The organism is Odoribacter sp. Z80, assembly GCF_009935865.1.
GTDB lineage: Bacteria > Bacteroidota > Bacteroidia > Bacteroidales > Marinifilaceae > Odoribacter.
Map to the genome: position 1 here is coordinate 56,243 of NZ_QWEL01000005.1, position 14,354 is coordinate 70,596.

Below are 14,354 nucleotides of genomic sequence, written 5' to 3' on the forward strand. Positions count from 1 at the left end.
TTTATTTCATAGGATGACATTATCTTCGGCATAGGTATAATGTTGTGATTTCTGCTGACGGAAAATTCCTGTCAGTAAAGTAAACAGACCGACCCGGCCGACAAACATGGTCAGAATGATAATGATTTTTCCTGGCAAAGTCAATTGGGGTGTGAAATTCAGGCTGAGTCCGACTGTACTGAGGGCGGAAATCATTTCAAACAGGGCTTGGGTAGGCTGGCTGCCGGGTACTACAATGGTGATGAGGAGGGTGTTGATACTGATCCAAAGAATGGATAAAAAAACTATTGCATGGGCTCGTTTTACATTTTCTTTGGGTAGTTGTCTTTTAAAGATTTCTATGTTCTCTTTTCCCCGGAGTGTACTGAAAATGTTTTTCACGACAATCGTAAAAGTGGTGGTCTTTATGCCTCCTCCGGTGGATAAAGGAGAAGCGCCAATCCACATAAGCAGCATGGTTAGGACGATTGTTGGAGTGGAGAGCAGATTCATGCTCACGTTGTTAAAACCGGCCGTCCGGGGAGTAACGGCTCCCAGAAATGAAACAGCCAGTTTGCCCTTCCAGGGCAACTCTTTGAGCAGGTGGTTGTGCTCAAAAATAAAGAATAAAACAGTACCTCCGATTACTAAAAAGAGGGTAGCTGTTATAACGATGCGGGTGGTTGTATTTACAATGCGTACGTGGGAAGGCATTCTTTGCGAGGAACCTTGTAAACGGTAGATAAGATTTCTTATTTTATGGTTGAACAGTTTGCCATAGTTAAACACTATGGGAAATCCTATTCCGCCCAGGATAATCAAAACGGCAATCCAACATTGGAATCCGTAAAGCGAGCGTGTAACGGGGTTGTTCAGATTCTCCGGGAGGGTAGAAAAACCCGCATTGCAAAAAGCCGATACGGAATGAAATATGGCGAAAAACGTGGGGTTCTCAATTTTTTCCCGAGGAAAGTCGTGAACTTCCCACCATAGTATCCAGGAGCCTACTGCTTCAATAAAAATGGTTGTAAAGAAAGTATACATGAGTGTCTTGAAGATGTTGTTCATGGACTCCTCGCTTAAAATATTTTTCAATGCCATCTGGTCCGTAAAAGAGGTTTGGGTAAAAAAGGACATGGCTATAAAACTGGTAAAAGTCATTACCCCGACTCCTCCGATTTGGATTAATAAAAGAATGATGATCTGTCCGGTCAACGTATAGGTGGTTGCCGTGTCGACTGTTGTTAATCCCGTGATACATACGGCACTGGTGGCAGTGAACAGGGCATCTGTAAAACTGAGAGGGTGGGAGTGGGCTTTGGGCAGCATTAATAAAGCGGCCCCGGTGAATATGATGAAGAGGAAACTGTAGGTAAACATGAGTTCCGGGCGGATATGCCTCTGTAAAGTGCTTACAATGGCTTTGGACAATTGAATGATACTGATGAAAAGCAATAAGATACGCATTAAAATAGGGTCTATGCGTTGTAACCATTCTTCTGAAGGGAAATGGAGAGGGGACTGGGTGATGATGACAAATAATAATAGAAATAAGACAATCATTTCTATCCAAAACCCTTTTTCGTGCCAGATGTCTTTCAGGTTTAAAAGGATATTAACCAGGCTGCCTGAGAGAAATATGTACATCATCAGATTGTAGCCGTATGTGATGTGGGTTTTACTGGTGTCCGGGACGGCATAGCCGTATTCATAAGCCAGTAATCCCAGTGTCGTCAGGGATGCCAATACAAACAACAAAACGACCACCTTACGCAGGAGGTTTCGGGTGATGCGGCCAATCAGATGGAGTTTATATCTGTATTCAGTTGAAAGCATATAGGTGAAACAGCTTATCTGAAAGATGAACGGAAGTGGCCCAAAAAAGTTAATGCCTGTTTTATGAAAAATAAAACAGGCCGATATGGTTTGAATGGAAATCCCGGAGACGGGATGTTATTTCAGGAATACAAAATATACGGCCATAACGAGGCAGGCGCAGGCGGCAAAATGATTCCACTGGAAGGTTACTCCTTTAAAAAAGGTGAGAGAAAAAGCCATAAAAATGATTAAAGTAATCACTTCCTGAATGATTTTTAACTGCATCAGACTGAACGGTCCGCCGTTGCCTTCGAAGCCCAGACGGTTTGCCGGGACCTGGGCGCAATATTCGAAGAAAGCAATACACCATGAAAACAGGATGATACCGATAAGGGGCCAGTGGGTACTGACTTTGGCTTCTTGCAATTTTAAGTGGCCGTACCAAGCGAAAGTCATAAAAATGTTGGAGCAAATCAGCAAAAGTATGGTATAAAATCCTTTCATAGAATTAAAAGTTGGTCTGAGAGTGAATAATAGCGCGGCAAAATTATATTTTTTCTGATTTTGTTATTCTGATTTTCCGTTTGTTTTTCATTTTTACTTTTCTATCTTTGTTCAAAGGTGACTAAAAGTGTTTTGAATGATGTCTAATACGATACATAGCATTGAAATCCGGAATTTGTGGCGGAAGTATGATTTTTTCTGGGAAAATCTCAAACCGGATGTGAATATCCTGATAGGTATTAACGGGAGTGGGAAAACTACTTTGTTTAATATCATTGATGCCGTTTTTATGGCTGATTTGAAGCGGTTGAAAGGGTATGGTGTAGAAGTGGAAATCCATATGGACGATGGTATTGTGGATTATCATCCGAAAATGAATATAGCTGATTTAAAAAGGAATTTGCAACAAGTGAAATACCAGAAAATCAGCACCTTTGATGTTCCCTTCCGGGACCGTTCAAAAGCGGGGAAAGAATACAGTCAGTTATACAATGAGTTACATACCATTGTGTACGATATTGGTGGTCCTAATCCTTCGTTTTCGGATTACCGGCTGAAAGCCACTAATTTCCCGGAGAAGGCGGAGAATATTAATTTACGTATCAGGACTTTGTTTGAGACCGTAGACCGGCTTTTTGCCAAAACCGGAAAAAATATACGGATAGACCCCCATACCAATCATCTGATTTTTATAGATGAGGGCGAGGAGATTCCTTTGTATAAGCTTTCTTCCGGTGAAAAACAATTGTTGCTTATCCTGATGAAGGTATTTTTGATGGAAGAACAACCCTACATCCTTTTGATGGATGAGCCGGAGATTTCTTTGCATATTGAGTGGCAATATAAGTTATTCGAAGAAATTCGTCGTTTGAATCCCAATTGCCAGATTATTACCTCCACCCATTCTCCCAGTCTGTTTGGTGATGGTTGGGGTGACAAATTGGTGTTTGTGGAAGATTTGGTAAAGGGTAGGAGTTAAAGCGGTTCAGGTGTTAGAGTGGTATTGTATTTAGTGGTTTTCTATGTTTGTGTGCGGAGACAGAGAAAATAATGGACGCGGGGCACATTTTGCAAATGCTGCCAAAAGATTTGCTTTGGATGCGAAAATGTTTCGTTGCAGGGCTGCTGTACATGTTGAGAATAAAGATGATATAGCCTTCTGGAGTGCTGTGCTCAAACATTTTCGTCCGGGAGATAAGTTTCATTTTATCGCCGGTTCCCGGAATGAATATGGAAATGAAACCTATGGGGTCACTCAGTGTTTGAAGTATTTCCCTTATCTCAGTCCGGATTTTTTTATTTGTATTGACAGTGACTACCGGTATTTGTTAAGAGAAAGACATATAGATGTAAAGCATTTTGTGATTCAGACTTATACTTATTCTTTTGAAAATCATCATTGTTTTGCTGATGGGTTGGATGATGTCTGTTGCCGGGTGACCCGTTTGAAAAATACGGTTTTTGATTTCAATCGTTTTTTGACGGAATTTTCGAATATCCTTTATGAGCTTTTTATCTGGCATTTGTATTTTCAGAATGCAGATCCCATTCGTTTCAGTCAGTTCGAGTTTGACCATTATCTTAATCTGACAACTTCCCGTTCTTATCCCCTGGTGTATGATAATGGTGGCCGTGCTTTGGACGAACTGAGGGTTCGTGTGGAACGGAAATTGAAATTCTTCGGGAGAAAATACCCTCATGCTAACCTGGAGGTTGTGAGGCAGAAATACCTGCAATTGGGACTGACTTCCGATAATGTTTATCTTTTTGTACGGGGGCATAACCTTTACAATTTGATTTTGTTGATTTGTAAAGAGGTATGTAAAGCTGTGTTGAGGCGGGAAAAAAGAAACCGGGTGGCTACCCGTGAGATGTTGAATGAATTGTACCGCTATCGTTATAGCCTGGAAGAGCAGTTGAAACAGAATATAAAATACGGGGCTTATCTTCCGATTCGAAAAATAGAGGAAGATATAAGGCAGCTTTTAGGAGAGAATTAATTTACTGTAAAATTTGTGCCTTTCTACTTTAGCACTTTGAGTTAAAGTTTTGTTTTTCTACTTTTGGACGGGAATAGCATGGGTACAGCTATGTTGCAACTTATCGGTTATGAGCGAATTTGATATCAGGGATAACACTTTAAAAGAAACGGAAAAAGAGTTTGAGCGGGCATTGAGGCCTTTGAATTTCGGAGATTTTCAGGGACAGAAGAAAATTGTAGAAAACCTGGAGATTTTTGTGCGGGCGGCCAAAATGCGCGGGGAGTCTTTAGACCATGTGATTTTACACGGTCCGCCGGGACTGGGAAAAACGACCTTGTCGGCTATCATAGCAAATGAATTGGGCGTAGGTATAAAAATCACCTCCGGACCGGTTCTGGATAAACCGGGTGATTTGGCGGGTTTATTGACCAATCTGGAAGAGAATGACGTTTTGTTTATTGATGAGATCCATCGTTTAAGTCCTGTGGTGGAGGAATATCTCTATTCGGCAATGGAAGATTACCGGATAGATATTATGATTGATAAGGGGCCTGCCGCTCGTTCGGTGCAGATACAAATCAATCCTTTTACTTTGATCGGAGCGACAACCCGAAGCGGCCTTTTGACTGCTCCTTTACGGGCCCGGTTCGGGATTAACTGCCATTTGGAATATTATGATATGGATATTCTGGCCGGCATTATTCATCGTTCGGCCTGCATATTGAACATTGGAATTACCAGCCAGGCGGCCAAAGAAATTGCTTCCCGCAGCCGCGGAACGCCTCGTATTGCCAATGCATTGTTGCGACGGGTACGGGATTTTGCCATGGTGAAAGGGAATGGAAACATAGACCATGAAATTACCCGTTATGCATTGGAGGCATTGAATATTGACAAATATGGCCTGGATGAAATGGATAATAAGATTCTCCTGACCATTATCGAGAAATTTAAGGGAGGTCCGGTCGGACTGACAACTATAGCTACTGCGGTGGGGGAAGATGCCGGAACTTTAGAAGAAGTTTATGAACCTTTCCTGATTAAAGAGGGATTTATTAAACGTACTCCCAGAGGCCGTGAGGTGACCGACCTCGCTTATAAACACCTTGGAAAGAACCGGCGGGAAACAAACGGGGAACAGATGACGCTTTTTTAGAAGGGACCTTTTCTCAGAACTGCAAAAGAATCTCAGTTTTTAACGTTTGTTTTAGAAGTGGCATTTTTTCGTTTCTTCTAAAAGTCGGCATTCTCTGTGCAATTGTTAAAATGAAGTACTGTTATGAAGTAACTCCATAGGTTAAAGTGTGTTAAGTATGTGAAGTGTTAAAATGTAAGTGTTAAATTTGTGGGTATGAGAAGGAAGCAGATCATTATTTTAGGTGTGGTGTTAGGAACGTCTTTGCTGGGATTGATATTCACACAGGCCAGGTATTTTCAGACGGCATTCAAGTTAAAAAAGGCCCAATTTGATTATCAGGTGAATAAATCTATTGATCAGGTGATTGATTATGTGGAAGAGTATGAGCGGCGGTTAACCGAAAAAGAAAAGCCCATAGAAAAAGGCCAGCATGTAGAAAAGGGAAAATTGATTCATGAGGTTCCGTTGTGTTGGGGAATGTGTTCCGGCAAGTCAGTAATGAACGATATGAATATCGTTATTGATTATTCCCTTTGGCCCATGGAATACGATGCAGACCTGGAAACCGTTTCCGAATTGTTCGGTCAGAACGGAAACCGTAATTTACAGAATTCTATACAGAAATCACGGCAAGAGCTGAAAAAGAGCCTGGGAAAGGAATATGATCTGGTTGTAAAAAGAATACCGGCAGACTTTCGTAAAACCCTGGAGGAGCGATTGCAGGAAATTGATTTGAAAAAGGTGATTGGAGAGAGGCTGGAAAATAATGGAGTAAACGGTTATTTTGAGTTTGCAGTGAAAGAAAAGGGGAAATTTGTTCTGATGTCTCAGAATTTTTTTAACCGTCATTCGGACTATGTTTATAGCCGGCAGATATTTTCGGATTTCCCTCAGGAGAATGCGGTGCTCTTCCTGATTTTTCCTGATAAAGCCCATGATATTTTATCTTCTGTGTTTTTGCTATTGCCCAGTTTGATTATTACTGTATTATTGGTATTGTGTTTTGTCTTTTGTATTGTAGTGATTATCAGACAAAAAAAACTTTCTGCAATTAAGAATGACTTTATCAACAATATGACACATGAGTTTAAAACACCGATAGCTACCATTTCATTGGCTGCACAGATGTTGAAAGACGGTGCTGTCAATAATTCGTCTTCTACGATAGATCATATTGCGGGAATCATCCGGGATGAAAGCAAGCGTCTGACTTACCAGGTGGAAAAAGTATTGCAAACGGCTTTGTTCACGGAAACCCGGATGAAGTTAAAGCGGAAGAATGTAAATCTGAATGAAATTGTGGAAAATCTGATTACCAAATTCCGGCTTCGGGTGGAAGATAAAGGAGGACAGTTATTCGGTTATCTGGAAGCCCAACAGGATGAAATTTATGCTGATGAAGTCCACATTATGAATGTTATTTCCAATTTATTGGATAATGCTATAAAATATTGTATTAAAGTTCCTGAAATCAGTGTATACACCCGGAACAAGGGGATGGAGATTATTATAAGTGTGATAGATAATGGTATAGGAATTGCAGCAAAAGAACAAAAGTTGATTTTTGAACGTTTTTACCGGATTTCTACAGGTAATTTACATGATGTGAAAGGGTTCGGTTTAGGGCTGTCGTATGTCAAAACGATTGTGGAAGCTCACGGGGGACGGATAGAGGTGGAAAGCGCTGAAGGAAAAGGCAGCCGGTTTGATATTATTTTACCCTTGACTGTGAAAAAACAAAAAGTAAGGAGAACTTTATTTTTTTAAAAGCGTATATTTTTCAGAATTTATTTAAAACTAAATAGTTATGGATGAAAAAATAAAAATTTTATTGGCAGAAGATGATACAAATTTAGGAATGCTCCTGAAAGAGTATCTGAGAGCTAAAGGGTTTGAGACAGTTTTGTGTGAAGATGGAGAAATAGCCTATGAAGCATTTTTGAATCAGCCATTTGATATATGTATATTGGATGTTATGATGCCTAAAAAAGACGGTTTTACTTTAGCTAAAGAGATCCGTCAAATCAATAGTGAAATGCCTATTATTTTCCTGACCGCTAAGAATATGAAGGAAGATGTACTGGAAGGTTTTAAATTGGGTGCTGACGATTATATGAGCAAACCTTTTAGTATGGAAGAACTGTTGTTGCGAATCGAAGCTGTACTCCGCCGGTCTACGGGTCTCAAACCTGAAGATGAACAGGAAATCTTCAAGATTGGTAAATTGACTTTTAATTCAAAAAAACAAACTTTGTTTGATGGCGAAGAGGAACAAAAACTGACAACGAAGGAGTCTGAGCTGTTAAAACTGTTGTGTTTGAATGTAAATAAAGTGCTGGAGAGAAACTATGCATTGAAAAACATTTGGGCTGATGATAACTATTTTAATGCCAGAAGTATGGATGTTTACATTACCAAACTGCGTAAACATTTAAGGAAAGACCCGGCCGTTGAAATTATCAATGTACACGGAAAAGGCTACAAACTGATTCTTTAGTTTGAAAATGAAACCGGTATTCGGGAGGATTTACCTTTTGTGAAACTGTAACGGGGAATAAGAATCCCCGTTTTTCATTGTTTTCTTTTCGGATAAAACTTTAACTTTGTCCTGTAAAATTAAACTGACTGTATTACAGTGCTAATAAATAGATTGATATGAAGATAGCTATTGCTTGTGACCATGCCGGTTACGAATATAAGGAAAAATTGGTAGAATATCTCCGTAAAGAAGGACATGAAGTAAAAGATTTTGGAACGGATTCTCCGGAAAGCATGGATTATCCGGATACGGTTCATCCTATGGCCGCTGCTGTTGAATCGGGAGAATATGAATGCGGAATTGCTTTATGCGGAAGCGGTAATGGCGTTTGCATGACGGTGAATAAACACCGGGGAATCCGGGGGGCGTTGTGCTGGACGGTGGAATTGGCGTGGTTGGCCCGTTTGCATAATAATGCCAATGTATGTTGTATACCCGCCCGTTTTATTCCTTACGAAGAAGCCCGGGAGATTGTAGAACGTTTTTTGAATACCGAATTTGAAGGAGGGAGACATCAAAGACGTATTGAGAAAATACCTGTAAAATAAGTGTGTCGTTTATTTTCAGGCTGTCTGTAAAGTCTTTGGATTGGTAATTGGTGTTCATTACAATGCAAAGGTTTTACGGACATTTTGTTTTGAGAATCGGGCTCTATGAGAAAAATTGGTTTTTGGTTGGTTTTCCTGTTGTTGTGCGGGGGATGTAACAAAGCTCCCCGGACTGTTGTTTCTTTTCATGTGGATGGGGCTTGGAGAGAAGCAAAAGTTACGTTGACAACCCCCGATTCTGTTTATTGCCTGACCTTGGATTCAACCCGTTCTGCCATGCTGGTTTTACCTTCGGAAGTTAAAGGCGGTTACGGTAGTCTGAATTACGGCAGACTTTGTGTGCCTGTATATATTGAGGCCGGCAAAGATTTTGATTTGGCTTTGCAATTTGAGGGGAGGTATGCTGTTCCGTATTTTACCGGGGAGGGAGCCCGAAAAAATGAATACCTTAATCAGGATTGGGTTAGAAAGTTCAAACCCGATTTCAGAGTGGATGAAGCATCTTTCCTGCAGATTCTGCAAGAACAGGAACAACGGCAAAGCCGCTTCCTGGATAGTATGCTTTTTGAAGAATCGTTCCGGACATTGGAATCCCGAAGGCTGCATTATGCGGTGTATGCTTTTTTACCATTATATCCTTCTTATCATACTTATTATGTTCAGGATAACGGTTATAAACCTTCTTCTGCTTTTTATGAGAAGGTAAAAACTGAAATCCGGGAAGAGAGTGAATTGATGTCTTTGCCGGAGTATCAGGCTGCCTGGATTGGAAAAATCACTGCGCTGGCTGGGCAGGATAAGCCAGGATATGAGGTTGGGCAATGCCTGGAGACTCAATTGAAGTGTATAGAAGAAACAGTTACTGAGCCTTTGCTGAAAGAATTCCTCACCGACCATTTTATGACCGGATATGTCAAAAATTACGGTATGGCCGGATTCAAAGACATCGAAACCGTTTATCGGAACAAGGTAAATCATCCTGAGAAAAGGAAGGCGTTTAGTGAACTTTGCGGGGAATGGTCTAAGTTGGAAACCGGTTGCATTTCTCCTGAATTTCGATATGCGGATTTGAATGGAAAAATGGTTGCCCTTTCGGATTTTGCGGGTAAGTATGTATTTATTCAAATCTGGGCCAGTTGGTGTGAACCGTGCCGGGAAGAATTGCCTCACTGGAAGGAGTTGGCCTGGCAGTTTGAGGGTACTGACATTTGTTTTGTGAGTATTTCCTGCGATTGGGATAAGGCAGCCTGGAGAAGAACGGTGAAGGAAGAACAATTGCCGGGTATCCAGTTGTATGCAGACAGGGATTCCGGGTTTCTGAAAGCTTATATGGTAAGGAATATTCCTCGTTTTATTTTGATAGACCGGGAGGGCAGGATCATTGATTCCGGAATGTCCCGTCCTTCTGCTTCCCGTACGTTGAAGATTCTCTATACTTTGGCCGGAATAGAAGATTTGCCGTGATTTACCGTGAGGAAGAAGGGATAGGGGTATGCGTGATTTCTCTGAAAATGGATTCCAGGTTTTGTTCTTCGGTTTTTAATTCAATGATAGGACAGTTGTGGTGTACGGCCTGCTGAAAAAGTTCAATCCGGGGGTCAGTGTCCGCTTTGGCATGGAGCAACCAGTTGTCCGGGGTGAGTTGGGTTGTTTTTTCAAATAAAGGATGTGCGGCAAGCCATTGGGTGTTCGTGTCGGGAGCAAACCGAACCTGGATATAAATCCCCCGGCCGCTCAGGGACCGTATTTCGTCTAAGGATTTATCTGCTACAATTTGTCCCTGGTTGATAATCATTACCCGTTCACAGATGGCTTCTACTTCCTGCATGATATGAGTGGAAAGCAATATTGTTTTGTTTTTTCCCGTTTCGGAGATAAGGTTACGGATTTCTTCTAATTGGTTGGGATCCAGTCCGGTCATTGGTTCATCCAGAATCAGTACCTGGGGGTTGTGGACCAAAGCCTGGGCAAGTCCAACCCGTTGCCGGTAGCCTTTGGACAGTTGGCCGATTTTTTTGTGTATCTCCGGAGCGAGGCCTGTTAATCCGATGATTTGTTCTACCTGTTGATGAGGGTTGTGAATGTGATATAAACGGGCTATGTGCAACAGATATTCCCGGATATACAAATCAGGGTATAGAGGATTGTGTTCGGGTAAATAACCGACCAATTTTTTCGCTTCAAGGGGATGACGGTGAATATCTATGCCGCAAATGTTGACTTCTCCTTCAAAGTCGGTCAGGCAACCCGTAATGATTTTCATGGTAGTGGATTTTCCGGCGCCGTTGGGACCGAGAAAACCGCAGATTTCTCCTTCTTTCAAATCGAAACTGATTTGATTGAGGGCTTTTTGTTTGCCATATTGTTTACTGACATTGGAGAGGGTGATAGCCATAGCGACGAATAATTATTTGAACCAACTGTTGACGTCTTCGTACTTCAGGATGTGGATGATGGTTTTTCCATCGGCTGTGAAATGATAATGTTTACAGTTGAAAAGTTTCTCAATCATTTCTTTCATTTCTTCGTATTCCAAAGGAGTGTTGTAATTGATAGCTGCGGCCTTGGCAAAGGCAAGCACCACTCTTTCATGCATTTTTTCCCGTATATTGCCTTCCGTATTTTTATAATGTTCTAGCAGTTCGATTAAAATTTCTTTTGCGTGAGAGTAAGATAAATCCGGAGGGGTTGCCTGGATAGCATAACAATTCTTGCCGGAAACATTTAGTTCGAAACCCAGGTATTCCAAATCTTTCAACAACTCTCCGATTAATAAAAAATCATTGACAGAAAGTTCCAGTATATCCGGGAACATATTTTTTTGTCCGGCTGTTTTCCGGGCAGACAACTGGTCCAGGTATTTGTCAAAGAGAATGCGTTCGTGGGCTCTTTTCTGGTCGACTAACAGCAGACCGCTTTGTACGGCAGCTACTATATAGCGGCCTTTGATTTGAAAATAGCAACTGGCTGCTGCTAAAATCGGATGAGCCGGAGCAGACATTCCGGGAATCAGGGTTTGCTGGGCTTCTTCTTTTTCCTGTATGCCGTCAAATAAAATATCCCAGTTGGCAGGTACTTTCCGGGTTGCCGGAAAAGTAGCTTTGGGCTTTTCGAAGTCCGAATCTGCCGGTGTGATTTTATCGGTTGTATAATGGAAAGGATTATATCCCGGATTATAATGAATCTGGGGTACATAAGGGGTTTCCGAAGAAACGGGCGGTGTGTAATCTGGCTTCCCCTCCGTATCAAAGTCAAGGGGAGGGGTGATGTTGAATTTGCCTAAAGCTTCTTTTATGCTGGCAGTCAGAATCTGGAAAAAATCCGTTTCATTCTGAAATTTGATTTCTGTTTTGGTCGGGTGGATGTTTACATCGATTAAAGCAGGGTCTACTGTAAAATAAATAAAATAGGAAGGAATACAGTCGTTGGGAAGTAGGCCCGAATAGGCTTCCATAACAGCTTTGTGAAAAAACGGATGCTTCATAAAACGGTTGTTCACAAAAAAGAATTGTTCGCCGTAGGTCTTCCGGGCTTGTTCCGGACTGCCGATGTAGCCCTTGATGTCTGCCAGGCCTGTTGAACATTCTATGTTCAGTAACCTGGCATTGATGGTTTTGCCGAAAATATTGACGATTCTTTGGCGAAGTCCTGATACTGGCAGGTCATAGAGTGGGGTGCCGTTATTACTCAAGGAGAAAGCTGTCTCAGGATGAGTTAAAGCCACTCGTTGAAATTCTGTCGTGATATTCCGCAGTTCTGTGGTATCTGATTTTAAAAATTTTCTTCTGGCCGGTATATTATAAAAAAGATTTTTTACTGAAATGTTAGTCCCTTTGGAGGTATTTACTGACTCCTGGCTTTTCAGTTCCGAGGCTGCGATGAAAATGCAACTGCCCAGTTCGTCTTCTTCCTGTTTTGTTTTCAATTCTACTTCTGCAACAGAGGCGATGGATGGCAGAGCTTCTCCCCGGAAGCCCAGGGTCTGTATGCTGAATAAGTCCTGGGCGGAAGATATTTTGGAGGTAGCATGTCTTTCAAAGGCCATCCGGGCGTCCATGGGCGACATGCCTTTCCCGTCGTCTATGACTTGAATGACTGTTTTTCCTACATTTTTAAGAATAACCTGTATATGCCGGGCACCGGCGTCGATTGCGTTCTCCATGAGTTCTTTTACGACAGAGGCCGGACGTTGTACCACTTCTCCTGCTGCAATCTGGTTGGCAACCGAATCCGGCAATAAATGAACGATATCCATAAAGAGATTGAGTCTTGTTAAAGGCCGAAAAAGCGTAATATACCTTCCGGATTTTTGATGAAAATGTAGAATGCTGCAATGAAAAGTAAAATCAGGATCATGAAAAAACGAACGGTTTGTGCTGAGCCGTTATTGCTGCGGATGGATTTTCGTTTCTCATACTCTTGCCTGAACTGGCCCCGGACGTTCGGGATATATTGTTCATCGCCGTCTTTTATACCCAGTTCGGCTTTTATTCTTTTTTCCCGTTCTATGCGGGCCTCTTTTGCCGGATCCCAATAACGGGGCTGAAGATTGAATCTTCTGTATTCCGGTTTTTTAAATAGACTGAACATATTTTCTGTTTTAAGAGTTGGATGAAGTGGGGGATGCCGCTTTGTTTCTGGTATGATTGCCAAAGTGCCGGCTTACCCATTTGGGGACAATAAAAACTCCCGCAAACAAATACGGATAGTAAGTAATTAACCGCCATAAGATAGCCATGGCAATGGCTACGCTTGCACCCGGCAGGAACTCTCCCAGATATTCTTTAAATACGAACTCTGCAAAACCGCTGCCACCGGGGGTGGGGCTGACCAGCATCATAATCCACATCACCAATTGTCTTGCAAAGATAAGAAATTGTGTGGCCCAATTGTAATGTCCCGCCCAAAATGCCATTAATAGCGCATTCACAACCCAGTAGCGTGCTGTCCAGGAAAAAAAAGTTGCTCCGAAGGTTTTTAACCAAAAGGAAAAAGACATATGACGTAACTCGTAAGAATTCCGGATGATGTCGGAACCGGCTTCGTTAGCATTGTGGCGCCATTGGCGCAGCAACTTGAATTTGAAGCATTTCATCAGGAGGTATTTTAATCCTCGCGGATTTTTAAATAAACCGTAACTGAGGATGGCCAGATAAATGAATTTGATAGAATATCCGCCTACGGCAAACCAAATCAGGCTTTTGCTGATCCCTTCGTTTACTCCTGCCATGTTCCATAAGTCACTTTGGCTGACACAAAGCAGAATGAGCGGAAACATAAGGATAAAATAGAGTTCGTCAAGGAAAGAGGTGGCCATAACAATGGCAGAACTTCGTCCGACTTTAATGCCTTCTTTGTTGACAAAAAGAATGGCCAGACTTGTTCCGCCAATGGCAGAAGGAGTAACTGCCGAAGTAAATTCCCACAAAAAAATAATCCGGATGGATTTTATCCAGCTCAATCGGTTGCCGGAAAGTACCCGGATCCGTATGACGTACCCCAAATCACGGATAAACATGCAGAAAACAGCAACCAAAAGCCACAGTACCGAGTTCCAGGTGAAAGTAATTTGCTGGAAGGCGGTTATATCGAACTCTTTGTATAGCATATAAGACACCACAGCCAGTCCGATGAGGACCGGATATATAATCTTATAGGGACTGATTTTTTGGGTTAATTGCTGTTCTGAATCCTGCATTACAATAAAAAAATAGGGTTTATTCAACAATCCATAAAATTAATAGAAAGTTTCTTTATCCCCTGCATGTTCTGCCGTAAAGTTTTCTTCTCTTTACAAACTTTAATATCGTCCGGATATTCAGAATAAATACACAATTTCAGAAACT

At 41.7% G+C, this 14,354-nt stretch carries 13 protein-coding genes; 7 read left to right on the top strand and 6 right to left on the bottom strand.

The window, feature by feature from the left end; all coding sequences use genetic code 11:
- Positions 1 to 6: 6 nt before the first annotated feature.
- Both D1136_RS06350 and D1136_RS06355 read right to left on the bottom strand, forming a co-directional pair.
- The gene (locus tag D1136_RS06350) at positions 7 to 1,815 is read right to left on the bottom strand and encodes a TrkH family potassium uptake protein (protein ID WP_161876791.1); all 1,809 of its coding nucleotides are present in this window, start codon (positions 1,813 to 1,815) and stop codon (positions 7 to 9) included.
- 117 nt (positions 1,816 to 1,932) lie between these two features.
- Positions 1,933 to 2,301: a DMT family protein gene (locus tag D1136_RS06355; protein WP_161876792.1), complete on the bottom strand. Its 369-nt coding sequence runs from the start codon at positions 2,299 to 2,301 to the stop codon at positions 1,933 to 1,935.
- A 136-nt stretch (positions 2,302 to 2,437) separates the two neighbouring features.
- On the opposite strand from D1136_RS06355, the gene D1136_RS06360 reads away from it, so the two are divergent.
- The 7 genes from D1136_RS06360 to D1136_RS06390 all read left to right on the top strand — a co-directional run bounded on the left by D1136_RS06360 (position 2,438) and on the right by D1136_RS06390 (position 9,972).
- Complete coding sequence (locus tag D1136_RS06360) at positions 2,438 to 3,280, top strand: AAA family ATPase (protein WP_237567008.1); 843 nt, start codon at positions 2,438 to 2,440, stop codon at positions 3,278 to 3,280.
- A 43-nt stretch (positions 3,281 to 3,323) separates the two neighbouring features.
- On the top strand, positions 3,324 to 4,301 hold the full coding sequence (locus D1136_RS06365) for a DUF4435 domain-containing protein (protein ID WP_202623079.1): 978 nt from the start codon (positions 3,324 to 3,326) through the stop codon (positions 4,299 to 4,301).
- Positions 4,302 to 4,410: 109 nt separating this feature from the next.
- Positions 4,411 to 5,439 (top strand): Holliday junction branch migration DNA helicase RuvB, encoded by a 1,029-nt coding sequence (gene ruvB / locus D1136_RS06370; RefSeq protein WP_161876793.1) that lies wholly within the window; start codon positions 4,411 to 4,413, stop codon positions 5,437 to 5,439.
- A 195-nt stretch (positions 5,440 to 5,634) separates the two neighbouring features.
- A complete protein-coding gene (locus D1136_RS06375) occupies positions 5,635 to 7,188 on the top strand; it encodes a sensor histidine kinase KdpD (protein WP_161876794.1) in 1,554 nt (517 codons plus the stop codon).
- 40 nt (positions 7,189 to 7,228) lie between these two features.
- The gene (locus D1136_RS06380; RefSeq protein ID WP_161876795.1) at positions 7,229 to 7,918 is read left to right on the top strand and encodes a response regulator transcription factor; all 690 of its coding nucleotides are present in this window, start codon (positions 7,229 to 7,231) and stop codon (positions 7,916 to 7,918) included.
- Positions 7,919 to 8,076: 158 nt separating this feature from the next.
- Positions 8,077 to 8,508, top strand: a complete 432-nt coding sequence (rpiB, locus tag D1136_RS06385) for a ribose 5-phosphate isomerase B (RefSeq protein WP_161876796.1) — start codon at positions 8,077 to 8,079, stop codon at positions 8,506 to 8,508.
- Positions 8,509 to 8,613: 105 nt separating this feature from the next.
- Positions 8,614 to 9,972, top strand: coding sequence for a TlpA disulfide reductase family protein (locus D1136_RS06390; RefSeq protein ID WP_161876797.1), 1,359 nt, complete (start codon positions 8,614 to 8,616; stop codon positions 9,970 to 9,972).
- Between the two features lies 1 nt (position 9,973).
- Here D1136_RS06390 and D1136_RS06395 read toward each other — a convergent pair whose 3' ends face one another.
- The 4 genes from D1136_RS06395 to D1136_RS06410 are packed head-to-tail and all read right to left on the bottom strand — an operon-like array spanning position 9,974 to position 14,206.
- The gene (locus tag D1136_RS06395; RefSeq protein WP_161876798.1) at positions 9,974 to 10,903 is read right to left on the bottom strand and encodes an ATP-binding cassette domain-containing protein; all 930 of its coding nucleotides are present in this window, start codon (positions 10,901 to 10,903) and stop codon (positions 9,974 to 9,976) included.
- A 12-nt stretch (positions 10,904 to 10,915) separates the two neighbouring features.
- On the bottom strand, positions 10,916 to 12,763 hold the full coding sequence (gene mutL, locus D1136_RS06400) for a DNA mismatch repair endonuclease MutL (RefSeq protein ID WP_161876799.1): 1,848 nt from the start codon (positions 12,761 to 12,763) through the stop codon (positions 10,916 to 10,918).
- Positions 12,764 to 12,780: 17 nt separating this feature from the next.
- Positions 12,781 to 13,098, bottom strand: a complete 318-nt coding sequence (locus D1136_RS06405) for a hypothetical protein (RefSeq protein WP_161876800.1) — start codon at positions 13,096 to 13,098, stop codon at positions 12,781 to 12,783.
- A gap of 10 nt (positions 13,099 to 13,108) precedes the next feature.
- Positions 13,109 to 14,206, bottom strand: coding sequence for a lysylphosphatidylglycerol synthase transmembrane domain-containing protein (locus D1136_RS06410; RefSeq protein WP_161876801.1), 1,098 nt, complete (start codon positions 14,204 to 14,206; stop codon positions 13,109 to 13,111).
- Between the last annotated feature and the right edge of the window lie 148 nt (positions 14,207 to 14,354).